The organism is Magnetospirillum sp. SS-4 (genome assembly GCF_902729425.1).
Lineage (GTDB): Bacteria > Pseudomonadota > Alphaproteobacteria > Rhodospirillales > Magnetospirillaceae > Phaeospirillum.
The window spans coordinates 1-15,697 of the sequence record NZ_CACVCH010000002.1; the positions used below are offsets into that span (position 1 = coordinate 1).

18 protein-coding genes are annotated in these 15,697 nt (G+C 65.9%); 13 read left to right on the forward strand and 5 right to left on the reverse strand.

What is annotated here, in order from left to right; translation table 11 throughout:
• The first annotated feature begins 184 nt into the window (after positions 1-184).
• Positions 185-1,810: a tetratricopeptide repeat protein gene (locus MTBSS4_RS02140; protein ID WP_173981752.1), complete on the forward strand. Its 1,626-nt coding sequence runs from the start codon at positions 185-187 to the stop codon at positions 1,808-1,810.
• A 129-nt stretch (positions 1,811-1,939) separates the two neighbouring features.
• On the opposite strand, the gene MTBSS4_RS02145 is transcribed toward MTBSS4_RS02140, so the two are convergent.
• The 3 genes from MTBSS4_RS02145 to MTBSS4_RS02155 form a co-directional block, all read right to left on the reverse strand.
• Positions 1,940-2,518 (reverse strand): pentapeptide repeat-containing protein, encoded by a 579-nt coding sequence (locus MTBSS4_RS02145; protein ID WP_173981753.1) that lies wholly within the window; start codon positions 2,516-2,518, stop codon positions 1,940-1,942.
• An 85-nt stretch (positions 2,519-2,603) separates the two neighbouring features.
• Positions 2,604-3,611 carry a porphobilinogen synthase gene (hemB, locus tag MTBSS4_RS02150; RefSeq protein ID WP_256367397.1) on the reverse strand — a complete coding sequence of 336 codons (1,008 nt, stop codon included), beginning with the start codon at positions 3,609-3,611 and terminating at the stop codon, positions 2,604-2,606.
• Between the two features lie 4 nt (positions 3,612-3,615).
• Entirely contained in the window at positions 3,616-4,908 is a 1,293-nt protein-coding gene (locus MTBSS4_RS02155; RefSeq protein ID WP_173981754.1) for an O-acetylhomoserine aminocarboxypropyltransferase/cysteine synthase family protein, read from the reverse strand.
• 172 nt (positions 4,909-5,080) lie between these two features.
• On the opposite strand from MTBSS4_RS02155, the gene MTBSS4_RS02160 reads away from it, so the two are divergent.
• The gene (locus MTBSS4_RS02160; RefSeq protein WP_173981755.1) at positions 5,081-6,142 is read left to right on the forward strand and encodes an enoyl-CoA hydratase/isomerase family protein; all 1,062 of its coding nucleotides are present in this window, start codon (positions 5,081-5,083) and stop codon (positions 6,140-6,142) included.
• Positions 6,143-6,152: 10 nt separating this feature from the next.
• A complete protein-coding gene (locus tag MTBSS4_RS02165) occupies positions 6,153-6,338 on the forward strand; it encodes a hypothetical protein (protein ID WP_173981892.1) in 186 nt (61 codons plus the stop codon).
• Between the two features lie 2 nt (positions 6,339-6,340).
• Here the strand turns inward: MTBSS4_RS02165 and MTBSS4_RS02170 are convergent, their stop codons facing one another.
• Both MTBSS4_RS02170 and MTBSS4_RS02175 read right to left on the reverse strand, forming a co-directional pair.
• Positions 6,341-7,054, reverse strand: coding sequence for an MgtC/SapB family protein (locus tag MTBSS4_RS02170; protein ID WP_254432334.1), 714 nt, complete (start codon positions 7,052-7,054; stop codon positions 6,341-6,343).
• A 94-nt stretch (positions 7,055-7,148) separates the two neighbouring features.
• Positions 7,149-7,604 (reverse strand): MucR family transcriptional regulator, encoded by a 456-nt coding sequence (locus tag MTBSS4_RS02175; protein WP_173981757.1) that lies wholly within the window; start codon positions 7,602-7,604, stop codon positions 7,149-7,151.
• 339 nt (positions 7,605-7,943) lie between these two features.
• On the opposite strand from MTBSS4_RS02175, the gene rpiB reads away from it, so the two are divergent.
• Genes rpiB through MTBSS4_RS02225 form a run of 10 tightly spaced genes read left to right on the forward strand, consistent with a single transcriptional unit; the run spans position 7,944 to position 15,492 of the window.
• Complete coding sequence (rpiB, locus tag MTBSS4_RS02180; RefSeq protein ID WP_173981758.1) at positions 7,944-8,381, forward strand: ribose 5-phosphate isomerase B; 438 nt, start codon at positions 7,944-7,946, stop codon at positions 8,379-8,381.
• Between the two features lie 35 nt (positions 8,382-8,416).
• Positions 8,417-9,700: a serine hydroxymethyltransferase gene (gene glyA / locus MTBSS4_RS02185; protein ID WP_173981759.1), complete on the forward strand. Its 1,284-nt coding sequence runs from the start codon at positions 8,417-8,419 to the stop codon at positions 9,698-9,700.
• A gap of 60 nt (positions 9,701-9,760) precedes the next feature.
• Complete coding sequence (nrdR, locus tag MTBSS4_RS02190; protein ID WP_173981760.1) at positions 9,761-10,222, forward strand: transcriptional regulator NrdR; 462 nt, start codon at positions 9,761-9,763, stop codon at positions 10,220-10,222.
• Positions 10,223-10,253: 31 nt separating this feature from the next.
• On the forward strand, positions 10,254-11,330 hold the full coding sequence (ribD, locus tag MTBSS4_RS02195) for a bifunctional diaminohydroxyphosphoribosylaminopyrimidine deaminase/5-amino-6-(5-phosphoribosylamino)uracil reductase RibD (protein WP_173981893.1): 1,077 nt from the start codon (positions 10,254-10,256) through the stop codon (positions 11,328-11,330).
• Positions 11,331-11,350: 20 nt separating this feature from the next.
• Positions 11,351-11,944: a riboflavin synthase gene (locus MTBSS4_RS02200; RefSeq protein WP_173981761.1), complete on the forward strand. Its 594-nt coding sequence runs from the start codon at positions 11,351-11,353 to the stop codon at positions 11,942-11,944.
• Positions 11,916-13,064, forward strand: coding sequence for a 3,4-dihydroxy-2-butanone-4-phosphate synthase (gene ribB, locus MTBSS4_RS02205; protein ID WP_173981762.1), 1,149 nt, complete (start codon positions 11,916-11,918; stop codon positions 13,062-13,064). The genes MTBSS4_RS02200 and ribB overlap by 29 nt, the downstream gene beginning before the upstream one ends.
• 12 nt (positions 13,065-13,076) lie before the next feature.
• Positions 13,077-13,529 (forward strand): 6,7-dimethyl-8-ribityllumazine synthase, encoded by a 453-nt coding sequence (gene ribH, locus MTBSS4_RS02210; protein WP_173981763.1) that lies wholly within the window; start codon positions 13,077-13,079, stop codon positions 13,527-13,529.
• Entirely contained in the window at positions 13,526-13,993 is a 468-nt protein-coding gene (nusB, locus tag MTBSS4_RS02215) for a transcription antitermination factor NusB (RefSeq protein ID WP_173981764.1), read from the forward strand. Before ribH ends, nusB begins: the two co-directional genes overlap by 4 nt.
• A gap of 4 nt (positions 13,994-13,997) precedes the next feature.
• Positions 13,998-15,020 (forward strand): thiamine-phosphate kinase, encoded by a 1,023-nt coding sequence (gene thiL / locus MTBSS4_RS02220; protein ID WP_173981765.1) that lies wholly within the window; start codon positions 13,998-14,000, stop codon positions 15,018-15,020.
• Positions 15,021-15,033: 13 nt separating this feature from the next.
• Complete coding sequence (locus MTBSS4_RS02225) at positions 15,034-15,492, forward strand: flagellar basal body-associated protein FliL (protein WP_254432335.1); 459 nt, start codon at positions 15,034-15,036, stop codon at positions 15,490-15,492.
• Positions 15,493-15,697: the final 205 nt, after the last annotated feature.

The following is a 15,697-nucleotide window of genomic DNA, read 5'->3' on the forward strand; positions in this document are numbered from 1 at the left end:
CTTATTGATCGTTGTCAAAAATAATCCGTTGTGAGTACTTGAGAAAAAGTATTAGGAGCCGTGATTTCCATCCATCGACATGGACGTGGATTATCCCGATATGTATCATACATATCAGATACACCTTTGGATTTTTCTAATGAATAGGAAGCAACGCCGCGCGCAGAAAATCAGGGGGGAGGCCGTGCGTTCCGGTGTCGTTCCGGTCGGCGTCCGCCATACGGGGCTTCTCGACTCGGCTTTCGCCGCCTTTCAGGAGGGCCGTCTGGCCGAGGCGGAGTTCGCGGTGCGCCAGGTTCTGGCGGAGGCGCCGGACGAGCCGCGCGGATTGCTTCTGCTGGGGCAGGTGGCGCTCGCCGTCGGGCAGCCGGTCCCCGCCGACGCCCTGTTCAGCCGCGTCATCGGCCGACGTCCGGCCTGGGCCGACGCCCATTACCACAAGGGAGTCTGTCTCGTCCGCCTTCAGCGCCTGGACGAGGCGGAGGCCTCGCTTTGCCGGGCGCTCGACCTTGATCCCGCCCATGTCGGCGCGGCGCTTGAACTCGGCGGATTGCTGCGGCCGGCCGAACGGTTCGAGGACATGGTCCGGATTTTGTCCGGCCTGCTGGCCCGACATCCCGATTGCGCCGATGCGGCGCTGCTTCGGTGCGAGGCGCTGATGCGGCTGCGTCGCCACGACGAGGCGGAAGCCTGCTTCCGTGCCGCCATGGCGGCCAGGCCGGGGCATGCGGCGATCGAGACCAGCCTGGCGGCGCTCCTGATCGAGAAGGGCAACGCCGGCGAGGCGCTGACCCTGCTGAACGGGGTTCTGGCCGGGGCTCCCGATGACGAGGGCGTCCTTTATCTGAAGGCGGTCGCCGTCGGGATGCTGGGAGACCGCAAGGAATCGGACGAACTGATCGACAGGGTGCGGAGCGGGATGATGCGTCCGGTCGAACGGCGCGGCCTGCTTCCCCAGGAAGTGTTCGTCCAGTTGTCCAAGCGCTGCAACCTGCGCTGCACCATGTGCGGTCACGCCGGCTGGCAGTCCAACAGCGGGGTGATGGAACCGGCCCTGTTCGAACGGGTGGTCGATCAATGCGTCGCCCACGGCATCGGCCACATGAACATCCTGGCCGGACAGGGCGAACCCTTCTTGCACCCGCAAATCTTCGAACTGCTGGAAAGCGCCGTCGGCAGGGGGCTCAGGGTCAGCGTGGTCACCAACGGCACGCCCTTCACCACTGAGCGCATCGCCCGGCTGGCGGGGCTGGGCCTTGCCCATGTCCAGTTCTCGTTCGCCGGCTGGGACAAGGAGAGCTATGAAAGCGTCTATGTCGGAGCCCAGTTCGAACGGACGGTCTTCAATCTCATGAAGATGAACGCCGCCCTCCAGGGCACCGGCACCGCCTTTTCGGTCAAGGCGGTCACGGTCGACACCTCGCCGGAAACGGTCGCCCGCTGCCGCGCCTTCCTGCGTGAAATCGGAATCGACCGTGTCACCACCGTGTCGCCGAACAACTTCGGCGGCACCGTCGATGTCGGCCGGCATTGGCCCGAATTCGACATCTGGTCCCATCGCGACCTGGGCAAGCATCGCCGGACCATGTGCCGCCTGACCCTGTCGTCACTGGGAATCTTCCATGACGGGCGGGTGACGGCGTGCGGCTGCTACGATACCAATGCCGAACTGGAAATCGGCGACATCACCCGCCAGACTATCGCCGAAATTCGCAACGGGGAGCGTTTCGGCGCCATCCTGGACGCCTTCCGCAAGGGAGACGTCGCCGACATCCCCATGTGCCGGTCCTGCGATGTTCCGTTCGAGTGACCGGGATCAGAGCGACTTGGCCAGCCGGAAGCCCAGATTGGCGTTGTGCAGCGGCTGTTTCAGCGAGGCGCGGTAGAAGGTCTTCACCGCCATGGGCAGGTTCAGGCGGTGAAGCCGCGCAAATCAGCGTTACTTGCAACCTCCAATGGACCCATCGGCGCATGTGCGGCCATCGGTCCAAGTGGCACCGGAAAAATCAGCCCCCTGAAGAAGGGCTTTGGTCAGGTTGGCCCCCTTGAAATTAGCCCCCATGGCAAAGGCTTTGGTCATTGTTGCGCTCGTAAGGTTGGCGCCCGACAGATCGGCGCCCATCAGTTGAGCGGCATGGAGGTGCACACGCTCCAAATTGGCCTTGCTCAGATTAGCCTTGGTCAGATTGGCGACCTGCATGCTTGATCCCGACAGATTGGCGCCTGACAGATTGGCTCCATCAAGCCGGGCTGTGTCGTAATTGCCGTCGTGAAGGTCCTTTCCTGCCAGATTGGCGTTGCGCAACTCACCAAAGGCGCACTGGTTTTCCGGTTCAGGCTTGCACTGCCTGTTAATGACTTCCTTGTCGTTGGCCATGGCGGGGATCGCGAGAGTCGAAGCCAGCACGGCAAGCACGGTGATTTTCAGGAGTCTTGTCATCGTTGAACCCTTCGGTAGGCCGGTGATACGGATATTTTTGTAAAATGCTCGATCACTGTAAGCGGTGATGATGCGCATGCAATTGACATCGATCAATAACAGCATTGTTGTGTAATATTCATGCGGGCAAATCTTTATTTGCTAATATTTCATGCGCTGCTAGCTAGCGTGCCAGCAGGCGGGCGGCCTCGGGGGCGGTGTAGGTCAGGACGGAATCGGCGCCGGCGCGCTTGAAGGCCAGCAGGCTTTCCAGCATCACCTTGTCCCAATCCAGCCAGCCGTTGAGGGCGGCGGCCTTCATCATGGCGTACTCGCCCGAGACCTGATAGGCCAGGGTCGGGACACTGAACGCCTCCTTGACCCGGCGAACGATGTCCAGATAGGGCAGGCCGGGCTTGACCATCACCATGTCGGCGCCCTCGGCGAGGTCCAGCGCCACTTCGCGCAGCGCCTCGTCGGTATTGGCCGGGTCCATCTGATAGGTCTTCTTGTCGCCGCCCTTCAGCGCCGATTTCGATCCCACCGCGTCGCGGAACGGGCCATAGAACGCCGAGGCGTACTTGGCGGCGTAGGACAGGATGCGAACCGAGTCGAATCCCTTTGAATCCAGGGCTTCCCGGATCATCCTGATGCGGCCGTCCATCATGTCGGACGGCGCGATGACGTCGCATCCGGCCTCGGCCTGCACCACCGACTGGCGGCACAGCATCTCGACGGTGCGGTCGTTGACCACGTAGCCGTCGATCACCAGGCCGTCGTGGCCGTCGCTGTTGTAGGGGTCCAGCGCCACGTCGCAGATGATGCCCAGATTGGGAACCGCCTTCCTGACGGCGCGCACGGCGCGGCAGACCAGATTATCGGGATTGACCGCCTCGGCGGCGTCGGGGGTCTTCAGCGCCGGGTCCACCGAGGGGAACACGGCGATGGCGGGGATGCCGAGATCGGCGGCCATCCGCGCCTCCTCGACCAGCAGGTCGATGGAGACGCGGGCGACGCCGGGCATGGAGGCGACTTCCTGCCTCACCCCGGTTCCCTCGACCACGAACAGCGGCCAGATCAGGTCGTCGACCGTCAGCCGGTTTTCCGAAATCAGCCGCCGGGACCAGTCGTCCCGGCGGTTGCGGCGCATGCGGGTCAGGGGGTACTGGGCGTGGGGAAGAAAGGTCGGCACTTTGCTACGCGGCCTCCAGAGCCTGCTTGAGATCGGCGAGGATGTCGTCGATGTGTTCGATTCCGGCCGACAATCTCACATAGCCGGGAGTCACGCCAGAGGCCAGCTGCTCGTCCGCGGTCAGCTGCGAATGGGTGGTGGAGGCCGGGTGGATGGCCAGCGAGCGGGCGTCGCCGATATTGGCGACGTGGTAGAACAGCTTCAATGCGTTGATGAAGCGCTTGCCGGCGTCGGCGCCGCCGGTCAGCTCGAAGCCCAGCAGGCCGCCATAGCCGCCCTTCAGCGCCGCGTCGGCCCGGCGGCGGTGTTCGCCATCCTGCCGGCTGGGATGGATGACGCGGCTGACCTTGGGATGCTTGGCCAGGAATTCGGCCACCGCGTCGGCGTTGCGGCAATGCTCGCGCATGCGCAGCGGCAGGGTTTCCAGCCCCTGCAACGCCTGGAAGGCGTTGAACGGGCTGATGGCGGCGCCGATGTCGCGCAGCAGCACCACCCGGGCGCGGATGATGTAGGCGATGGGGCCCAGCGGCTTGACCGCCTGGCTCCACACCGCGCCGTGATAGCTGGCATCGGGCTCGTTCAGGAGCGGGAAGCGCTTGCCCTGCTTTTCCCAGTCGAAGGTGCCGCCGTCGATGATGGCGCCGCCGATCGAGGTGCCGTGGCCGCCGATGAACTTGGTGGTGGAATAGACCACCACATGGGCGCCGAGCGCCAGGGGCTTGCACAGGATGGGGGCGGCGGTGTTGTCGATGATCAGCGGCACGCCGGCGGCATTGGCCAGGGTGGCGACCTCGGCGATGGGGAATACCTGAAGCTTGGGGTTGGGCAGGGTCTCGGCGTACCAGGCTCGCGTCCTGTCGTCGGTGGCGCGGACGAAGGCCTGCGGATCGGCCGGATCGACGAAGCGGGCTTCGATCCCCATCTGCTTGAAGGTGTTGGCGAACAGGTTCCAGGTGCCGCCGTACAGGTCGGTGGAGGTGACGAAATTGTCGCCGGCCTGGGCCACGTTCAGGATCGAGAACATGGTGGCCGACTGGCCCGACGACACCACCAGGCCGGCGACGCCGCCTTCCAGCGCCGCCAGGCGCTGTTCCAGCACGTCGGTGGTCGGATTCATGATCCGGGTGTAGATGTTGCCGAATTCCTTCAGCGCGAACAGATTGGCGGCATGGTCGGTGTCGCGGAACTGGTACGAGGTGGTCTGGTAGATGGGCACCGCCACCGAATTGGTGGCGGGATCGGCGCGATAGCCGGCGTGCAGCACGATGGTCTCGGGATTGGCGCTCGTCACGGTCATGGGCCTCGGGCTCCTGTCATGTAATTTGTTGTGCCGCCGGGGGCGGAGTGGGCATCATTTCGCAGCGACAGCCTCGGACACCCCAGGCTTCGTGGCAACAGGGAAAAATTTCACACTGATCATGGGCTTCGTCAAGCCAGCACTCCACAAGAACAATAGACAAGAGACGCCGATGAACGAGACGGAAACCATATTCGATTCGACGGGCGGGGTGGGAATGGTCCGCCTCAACCGTCCCAAGGTGCTCAATGCCCTGTCGGCCCGCCAATATCACGACCTGACCCGGCATCTGTCCGCCTGGGAGGACGACGGGCGGGTGAAGGTGGTGGTGCTGGAGGGGGAAGGCGATCGGGCCTTTTGCGCCGGTGGCGACATCCGCATGGTGTGGGATGCCTGGAAGCGGGGGGATCACGCCTTCAACCGGGACATCTTCCGGACCGAATACCGGCTCAACCGCCGTATCCATCATTATCCCAAGCCCTATCTCTCCATTCTCGACGGCATCGTCATGGGCGGTGGGGCCGGCCTGTCCGTCAACGGCCGCTGGCGGGTGGCGACCGAGCGCACCCAGTTCGCCATGCCCGAAACCGGCATCGGCTTTTTCCCCGACGTGGGCGCCACCTACTTTCTTGGCCGCTGTCCGGGACGGACCGGGCTTTACCTCGGGCTGACGGGCGCCCGGTTGGGGCCGGCCGATTGCCTGTGGGCCGGCATTGCCACCCATTTCGTGCCGGCCGATTCGCTGGCCGAACTGCGCGGCGCCATCGGCCGCGCCGCCGGTTCGACCGATCCGGCGGCGGCGGTGGAAGACAGTCTGGCGCGGCTGCATCGCGACCCCGGCCCGGGGCCGCTGCTCCGCCATCGGGAGGAACTGGAGGACGGTTTCGCTCCACGCCGCCTTGATGACATCCTGGCTGGGCTGCGCGCTGGCAAGAGCCAATGGGCCTGGGATACGCTGGACGCCCTGGCCGGCCGCTCGCCGTTCAGTCTGGCGGTGACCCATCGCCAGCTGACCGAGGGCCGCGACCTGGGGTTCGACGACGCCATCCGCCGCGAATTCCGGCTGGCTTGCCGGTTCCTGGGCGGCCATGATTTCTACGAGGGCATCAGGGCGCAGGTGGTCGACAAGGACCGGTCGCCGGCCTGGATTCCGGCATCCGTGGCCGAGGTGGACGCGGCGGCGGTGGCGGGGTACTTTTCCGAACTGGGCGGCGACGAGCTGCCCCTGCCGTGAGGACCCGGTGATGGCCGTCGAGGGCGAGGTACTGTTCGAGTTCCGGCAGGTTGGCGCGACCGTGAAGGTCTCGGCCTTTCATACCGCCTCCTTGACCGAGGTTTCGGTGATGGGACCGGCCAGCGCCGGCCAGCAGCAACTGAAGATGCTGGCCCTGAGAAAGCTGGAATACGTGCTGGCCAAGGGAAGGAAGTAGGCTCAACCCCGCGACGGCGACAGGCGGTATTCCTGAATGCCGTCGATGCCCGACAGGGTTGCGACCAGCAGCGAAGGGTCCAGCGGACCGGCCGCGCGCAGCACAAGCTCGTATTCGAACCGCTTGCCCTGCTCGGCCAGATGGAAGCTCCAGTCCGACACGTCGTAGCCGTGATCGTCCATGATCCGCCGGATCACCTCCACCGACGGGGTTCTGTCCGCCGGAAAGGTCAGCGAGAGATGCAGCATTTCCAGGTGGGGCAGGGCGGATTCGATGCTGCGGACGCCGCTCATCAGGATGATGGTGATGAGCGCCACCGAAATGGCCGCGCCGTAGAATCCCAGGCCGATGACGATGCCGATGGCCGCCGTCATCCAGATGGAGGCGGCGGTGGACAGGCCGCGAATGGAAAAGCCGTCCCGCATGATGACGCCGGCGCCGAGAAAGCCGATGCCGGTGAGAATGCCCTGCATGACCCGCGACGGGTCGGACGCCGTCGGGCCGTGGGCCATGCCGCCGAACCACATTTCCGGATAGGCGTTGACCACGGTCAGGGCGGTGGAGGCGACGCAGACCAGGGCGTAGGTGCGGATGCCGGCCGCCCGGCCATGGTACGAACGTTCGTAGCCGATCATGCAGCCGACCGCCAGCGCGCCCAGCAGGTGCAGCATGATGGGTCCGTTGGTCGCCAATTCGGCCATCGACCAATAGGACATCAGAACATCCATGGGAATTCCTGGGTGAGGACGGCGGCAAAACGGCCGGCACCCACCGATGCCGGCCGTTTCATCGATCGGGTGGAAGGCCGGGTCAGCGGCGGGTCTTGCGGACCGGCTTGTCGTCGGATTCGACGGCCTTGCGGCCCAGTCCGATCTTCTTGGCGAAGTCCGAGCGCTGGGCGGCGTAGTTGGGGGCCACCATGGGATAGTCGGGGGTAAGTCCCCACTTGGCCCGATACTCGTCGGGGGTCATGCCGTAGGTGGTGCGCAGATGACGCTTCAGCATCTTCAGCTTCTTGCCGTCCTCCAGGCAGATGATGTAGTCGGGCGTCACCGACCGCTTCACCGGGATGGCGGGCTTCAGCGCCTCCATCTTTGCTTCGGGCTGGCCGCTCTCCAAGGATGAAAGCGAGGCGTAGACCGTGTTGATCAGTTCAGGAAGCTGACCGGCTGAAACCGGGTTCTTGCCGACATAGGCGGCGACGACGTCGGTGACCATGCGCAACAGATCGTCGCGGCTGGCCTTTTCGGAATTGGTATCGCTCATCAGCTTGTCCGACCAAGGTTTGTTGCGGATATTGAATCAATGAAGGCATGACTTCTCTTCACTGTCAATTCGAAATTGCATCATGTCAATAATGAGTTCTTGCCGCGGGCATTCACACCAATAATCACCCTGGCCGCCATGGCTGAAATACGCCAATGGTCTGTGTTTCATGGGACTGTTCTATTGCGCATACAAGATAGAACGGGAAAACCGGCGACGGTGGAGCGGGAGCCGTCCATGCGTTCCCGCTTCCCCCCATAGGCTTGTGGCGCATTGGCAAGGGCATCCGACATATGGTATCTAGCGCACTCGTTCTTCACGGAATCGGGTCTTGCCGTCATGCGAACCATCGCCATCGCTTCGGATCACGGCGGCGTCGAGTTGAGGGCGCTGCTGGCCAGGGATCTGGCCGAGTGGGGCTGGGGCGTGCTCGACCTGGGCACCGACGGTCCCGCCTCGGTGGATTATCCCGATTTCGCCGTCAAGGTGGCCGGGGCCCTGAAGAGCGGCCAGGCCGAGCGCGGCCTGCTGCTGTGCGGCACCGGCATCGGCATCTCCATCGCCGCCAACCGGTTCGTCCACGTACGGGCCGCCCTGGTCCACGACGCCTTCGGCGCCCGCATGGCGCGCCAGCACAACGACGCCAACGTCCTGGTGATGGGGGCCCGGGTCATCGGACCGGAAGTGGCCCGCGACTGCCTGAAGATTTTCCTGGAAACCGCGTTCGAGGGCGGCCGCCACGCCGGCCGCGTGGCCAAGCTGTCCGACAACGCCTGATCCTTCGCCCTACCCGCCTATTCGAAAGAGAATCGATGTCCAGCACAAACACCGACGCCTTCTTCCGCACCCCCCTCGCCGAGCGCGACCCCGAGGTCTTCGGCGCCATCGCCAAGGAGCTTGAGCGCCAGCGGGAGCAGATCGAACTGATCGCTTCCGAGAACATCGTGTCCCGCGCCGTGCTGGAAGCCCAGGGCTCGGTGATGACCAACAAGTATGCCGAGGGCTATCCCGGCAAGCGTTATTACGGCGGCTGCGAGTTCGTCGACATCGCCGAGCGGCTGGCCATCGAGCGCGCCTGCGAGATTTTCGGCTGCGCCTACGCCAACGTCCAGCCCAGCTCGGGCTCGCAGGCCAACCAGGGCGTGTTCATGGCGCTGCTCCAGCCCGGCGACACCATCCTGGGCATGAGCCTGGCCGCCGGCGGCCATCTCACCCATGGCGCCGCTCCCAACCAGTCGGGCAAGTGGTTCAAGGCGGTGCAGTACGGGGTGCGCCAGCAGGACGCCCAGATCGATTTCGGCGAGGTCGAGGAACTGGCCCGCACCCACAAGCCCAAGCTGATCATCGCCGGCGGCTCGGCCTATCCCCGCGCCATCGACTTCGCCCGCTTCCGCAAGATCGCCGACGAGGTCGGGGCCTTCTTCATGGTGGACATGGCCCATTTCGCCGGTCTGGTGGCGGGCGGCGTCTATCCCAATCCGCTGCCCCACGCCCATGTGGTGACCACCACCACCCACAAGACCCTGCGCGGTCCTCGTGGCGGCATGATCCTGTCCAACGACCCCGACCTGGGCAAGAAGATCAATTCGGCCATCTTCCCCGGCATTCAGGGCGGCCCGCTGATGCACGTCATCGCCGGCAAGGCGGTGGCGTTTGGCGAGGCGCTGCGTCCCGAATTCAAGCTGTATGCCCGTCAGGTGGTCGACAACGCCCGCGCCCTGGCCGACACCCTGGTCCGGCGCGGCCTCGCCATCGTGTCGGGCGGCACCGATTCCCATCTGATGCTGGTCGACCTGCGTCCCAAGAAGCTGACCGGCAAGGCGGCCGAGGCGAGCCTGGAGCACGCCGGCATGACCTGCAACAAGAACGGTATTCCGTTCGATCCGGAAAAGCCCACCATCACCTCGGGCGTCCGCCTGGGTACGCCCGCGGCGACCACGCGCGGCTTCGGCGTCGAGGAATTCAAGGCGGTGGGGGAACTGATCGGCGACGTGCTCGACGGTCTGGCCGCCAACCCCGACGACAATTCGGCGGCCGAGGCCCGCGCCCGCGCCGAGGTGGCGAAGCTGTGCCGGCGCTTCCCCATCTATCAGTAGCACCATGAACGCGGGCGGATGGCCGGACGCCTTCCGCCGCTTACCCGGGGGGGAAATGTCATGCGGTGTCCGTTCTGCGGCCACGACGATACCCAGGTGAAGGATTCGCGGCCGACCGAGGACAACTCGGCCATTCGGCGGCGGCGGTCCTGTCCGGCCTGCGGTTCGCGTTTCACCACCTTCGAGCGGGTGCAGATCCGCGACCTGGTGGTGATCAAGAAGGACGGCTCGCGCTCGCCGTTCGATCGCGAGAAGGTGCTGAAGTCCCTCAAGATCGCGCTCCGCAAGCGGCCGGTGGACGAGGAGCAGATGGAGCGCATCGTCAACGGCATTCATCGCCGCCTGGAAAGCATGGGCGAGAACGAGGTTCCGTCCAAATTCATCGGCGAACTGGTGATGGAGGTCCTGATGGATCTCGACAAGGTCGCCTATGTCCGCTACGCCTCGGTCTACCGCAATTTCCGCGAAGCCAAGGACTTCGAGGATTTCCTGGGGAAGATGGTTGGCCCACGCCGCGACTGATTCTTCACAGCCCGACATCGATCGCGGCCACATGCGGGCGGCGCTGGCGCTGGCGCGGCGCGGCCTGGGCTCGGTGTGGCCCAATCCGGCGGTCGGCTGCGTCATCGTCAGGGACGGCCGCGTGGTCGGGCGCGGCTGGACTCAGCCGGGCGGCAGGCCCCATGCCGAGACCGAGGCCCTGGCCATGGCCGGCGAAGCCGCCGCCAGCGCCACCGTCTATGTCACCCTGGAGCCCTGCGCCCATCACGGTAAGACGCCGCCCTGCGCCGAGGCGCTGATCGCCGCCGGCGTCACCCGCGCCGTGGTGGCGGTGCGCGATCCCGATTCCCGCGTCGCCGGCCGGGGCATCGAGATGCTGCGCCGTGCCGGCATCGAGGTGGTCGAGGGGCTGCTGGCCGACGAGGCGGCGGAGATCAACGCCGGATTCCTGCTGCGCATCACCACCGGCCGCCCGCTGGTCACCTTGAAGCTGGCCAGCACCCTGGACGGCCGCATCGCAACCCATTCCGGCGAAAGCCGCTGGATCACCGGCGAGGCCGCCCGCCGCACCGGGCACCTGCTGCGGGCCGAGAACGACGTGATCATGGTCGGCAGCGGCACCGCCATCGCCGACAATCCCGACCTGACCTGCCGCCTGGATGGATTGGGCGAGCGTTCGCCGGTGCGGGTGGTGGTGGATGGACGGCTGCGCCTGCCGCTGACCTCGCGTCTGGTGGCCACCGCCAACGACATTCCGACCTGGGTGCTGACCCTGGAGGACTGCGACGCGACGAGGCTGCGCGTCTTCGAGGATTCCGGCGTCGACGTGATCGAGATTCCGGCGGGGCCGGAGGGCTCCATCGACCTGACCCAGGCCATGGAGGCTCTGGGCGAAAGCGGCGTCACCCGGGTTCTGGTGGAAGGCGGCGCCCATCTCGCCGCCGCCCTGCTGCGGGCCGATCTGGTCGATCGGCTGATCTGGTTCCGGGCGCCGCGCCTGATGGGGGGCGACGGGCTGCCGGCGGCGGTGGCGTTCGGCATCGACCACCTTTCCCAGACTCCGCGCTTCGAACGGGTCGAAATCCGCCCGGTGGGTGACGATCTGATGGAAGTCTACAAGCGTCTCTGAACCATAAGGACTGCACGGACATGTTTACCGGCATCGTCACCGATCTAGGCGAGGTGCGGCGGGTCATCGGCGGCGAAGGCCGCGAGACCCGCTTCGAGATTTCCAGTCGCTACGATTCCGCCTCCATCGCCCTGGGGGCTTCCATCGCCCATAACGGCGTCTGCCTGACCGTGGTCGAGACCGGGCCGGGCTGGCACGCGGTCGAGGCCTCGGCCGAGACCCTGTCGAAGACCACCCTGGGCGGCTGGGCCGCCGGCACCCGCATCAACCTGGAACGGGCGCTGAAGGTCGGCGACGAACTGGGCGGCCATATCGTTTCCGGTCATGTGGACGGCGTCGCCCGCGTGGTTGACATCCGTCCGGAAAACGAATCCAGGCGCTATACCTTCGAAACGCCCGGGGAACTGGCCAAGTTCGTGGCGCCCAAGGGCTCGGTGGCCCTGGACGGCGTGTCGCTGACCGTCAACGAGGTCGATGGCCGCCGCTTCGGCGTCAACATCATTCCCCATACCCAGTCGGTCACCACGTTCGGCGGCTATGCGGTCGGCGATTCGGTGAATATGGAAATCGACATGCTGGCGCGCTATGTTGCGCGCCTTCTTGATAGGGATTAGCGCCGCCGTGTCGGAATATCACCAGTATCTGTCGTCCATCGAGGACATCATCGAGGAGGCCCGTCAGGGCCGCATGTTCATCCTGGTCGACGACGAGGACCGCGAGAACGAGGGCGACCTCGTCATTCCGGCCGAGAAGGCCAGTCCCGAGGCCGTCAACTTCATGGCCCGCTACGGCCGGGGGCTGATCTGCCTGTCCATGGCCCGCCAGCGGGTGGAGGAACTGGGCCTGCGCCTGATGAGCGCCGACAACGGCACCCGCATGCAGACCGCCTTCACCGTCTCGATCGAGGCGCGGGAAGGGGTCACCACCGGCATTTCCGCCGCCGACCGTTCCCGCACTGTTCAGGTGGCCATCGACCCTGCCAAGGGGCGCCACGACATCGTCACCCCAGGGCACGTCTTTCCGCTGGTGGCCCGCGACGGCGGCGTGCTGGTCCGGGCCGGCCATACCGAGGCGGCGGTGGACATCTCGCGCCTCGCCGGGCTGAATCCGTCGGGCGTGATCTGCGAGATCATGAACGACGACGGCACCATGGCCCGCATGCCCGATCTGGTGACCTTCGCCCGGACCCATGGCCTCAAGATCGCCACCATCGCCGACCTGATCGCCTATCGCCGCCGCAACGACAATCTGGTGGCCCGCGAGCTGGAGACGCCGTTCCATTCCAAGTGGGGCGGCGACTGGACCATGATGGTCTATGTCAATACCGTCGCCTATGCCGAGCACATCGCCCTGGTCAAGGGCGATCTGGCCGGCGGCAAGCCGGTGATGGTCCGCGTCCACGCCGTCAACGTGCTGGACGACGTGCTGGGTGATCAGGGGTCCGGCAAGGCCGGCGAGCTTCATTCCGCCATGGAGATGATCGCCGAGCATGGCTCCGGCGCCATCGTGCTGATCCGCGAACCCCAGCCCACCAGCCTGTCCGACCGGGTCCGCGCCCATCTGGAGCGCCGCCCGCTCACTCCGGCGCTGCGCGATTACGGCGTCGGCGCCCAGATATTGCTGGATCTGGGCATCCATGAAATGATTCTGCTGTCCAACACCAAGCGGTCCATCATCGGCCTCGATGGATACGGCCTCAAGGTGGTGGAACAGCGGCCGATTCCGGTCGGCTGAGGAGGTAATCCCATGTCCCGTGTCCTGATCATCGAGGCCCGCTTCTACGACCATATCGCCGATGGCCTGCTGGCCGGCGCCCGCGAGGAGCTGGACAAGGCCGGAATCTCCCATGACCTGCTGGTGGTTCCCGGCATTTTCGAGCTACCGGCGGCGCTGAAGCTGGTGGTGACCGCCGCCGAGCAGGGCAACGATTCCGCCCGCTACGATGGTTTCGTCACCCTGGGCTGCGCCATCAGGGGCGAATCCGACCATTACCACCATGTGGGGGCCGAGTGCATGCGCGGCATCGCCGACCTGTCCATGGCCTATGATCTGGCGCTGGGCAACGGCGTGCTCACCGTGCACAACGAGGCGCAGGCCCTGGCCCGGTCCGATCCGGCGCGCAAGAACCTGGGGGGGCAGGCGGCGCGGGCCTGCCTGCGGATGATGGCGGTCAAACGCGACCTCGGACTTGCGAAATGAGCCAGAATCCATCCGTTGCCCGGCGTAGCGCCGCCCGCCTGGCGGCGGTGCAGGCGCTCTATCAGATGGAGATGACCGGCGTTTCCGACGAACAGGCGCTGCTCGATTCCAAGGCCCGTCGCGCCGAAGAACCGCGTGGACGCATGGCCGAGCCGGATTCGTCGCTGCTGGGCCAGACGGTCCGGGGCGTCACCGCCGATGCCGCCACTCTCGATCAGCTGATCAGCGGCGCGCTGACAGGCGACTGGACCGCCGAGCGGCTGGAATCGGTGCTGCGCGCCATTCTGCGGTCCGGGGCGTGGGAACTTCGGACCCGGTCCCAGACTCCGACCCGCGTCTGCATCTCGGAATGGGTCGACGTCGCCCATGCCTTTTATTCGGGGCCGGAACCGGGGCTGGTCAACGCCGTGCTCGACCGTCTCGCCCAGACGCTTCGCCCGGAGGAGACCGGCAGGGGAGGGTGATGGAATGACCCGCCCCGCCGCGGACCGACCCGACGAATTCGAGCTGATCGCCGAGTTGTTCGCGCCGCTGGCATCCGGTTGCCCCGGCGCCCTCGACCTGACCGACGATGCCGCCTTTCTGAAGGCGGAACCCGGCTTCGACACCGTCGCCACCATGGATGCCATGGTGGCGGGGGTGCATTTCCTGCCCGACGATCCGCCGGACCTGATCGCCCGCAAGCTGGTGCGGGTCAATCTGTCCGATCTGGCCGCCAAGGGGGCGCGGCCGGCCTTCATCATGCTGGCGGCCGCTTTTCCGGCCGGAACCGGCTGGGATTGGCTACGGTCCTTCGCCGACGGGCTGAAACAGGACGTCGAACATTTCGGCGTCAGTCTGATCGGCGGCGACACCGTGTCCACCCCCGGTCCGCTGACCCTGACCCTGACCGCCCTTGGGCGGGTCGAGGCGGGCAGGGGAGTGCTGCGCTCGGGCGCACGGCCCGGCGACGACGTATGGGTATCGGGCGGCATCGGCGACGGCGCCCTGGGACTGCGGGCCATTCGCGGCCAGCTTTCCGGCCTGGATTCCGCCGATCTGGCCTTCCTTGCCGGCCGCTACCGGCTTCCCACCCCCCGCTGCGGCCTTGGGCGACGCCTGCCGGGGCTGGCGACGGCCGGGATGGATGTCTCTGACGGTCTGGTCCAGGATCTCGGCCATCTCTGCCGCGCCTCGGGCGTCGCGGCCGAGATCGAGGCCGGCCGGGTTCCGCTGTCGGCCGCCGCCGGTCGGGCGGTGGCCGCGGACGAGTCCCTGCTTGCCCTGGTCCTGACGGGAGGCGATGATTACGAATTGCTGTTCACCGCTCCGCCCGCGTCGGCGGCGGCGCTGGCCGGACTATCCGCCGAGGCCGGGGTGCCGCTCTTCCGGATCGGGCGGGTGGCGGCTGCCGCCGAGGGGGAGGGGCTGGTGACGGTGCGGGGCGGAGACGGGCGGGCGCTCGCCCTGAAGCAGGCCGGCTGGCGGCACTTTCGCCACGCCGGACAATAAGGGGGAACCGAGCTTGGTCCGTTTGATACTTATCGTGGTGGCCTTGCTGGTGCTGATCGGCGCCGTGATTGGCGGCCTCTACTTCATGGGCATCGATCCCCTGGCCAAGCTGGGGATCACGGCGCCGATGGTGCAGAAGGACGCGCCGCCGCCGCCGCCGCCGCCGCCAAGTTATGTCGAGTTCGGGGTTCTGATCGTTCCGGTCATCCAGGATCGCGAGGTCAAGAAGCAGGCGGAGATGATCGTTCGCCTGGAGGTCGAGCCCGCCAACAAGGAAATCGTCGCCCGCAACCTGCCCCGGCTTCAGAACGCCTATCTGGCCGACATGATGGAATTCCTCAGCGTCTCCATGCGCGAGGGCCAGCCGCTGGACGTTCCCGCCATCCAGCGGCGGCTGCTGGCCGTCACCGACAAGACCCTGGGAGCCAGCTACCTGAAGGGTGTGGCCATCGAGAATCCGGTGCTGAAGTGAGGTCACCTACCTGAAGGGATGGGGCCGGACCTTCCATTCGGGCTGAAAAAGGCTGGAATTCACCGGCTTTTGGGCGTGGAATCCTGGGTAGGAATTCACCGCCAGCATTTTATTGCATCGCCCGGCTTATTCTGGCAGTTTCTCCACGCTTCCGTCGTCCTCCACACGCACCAGCACTCCTCGCCGGACGTAACGCGAGATGCGA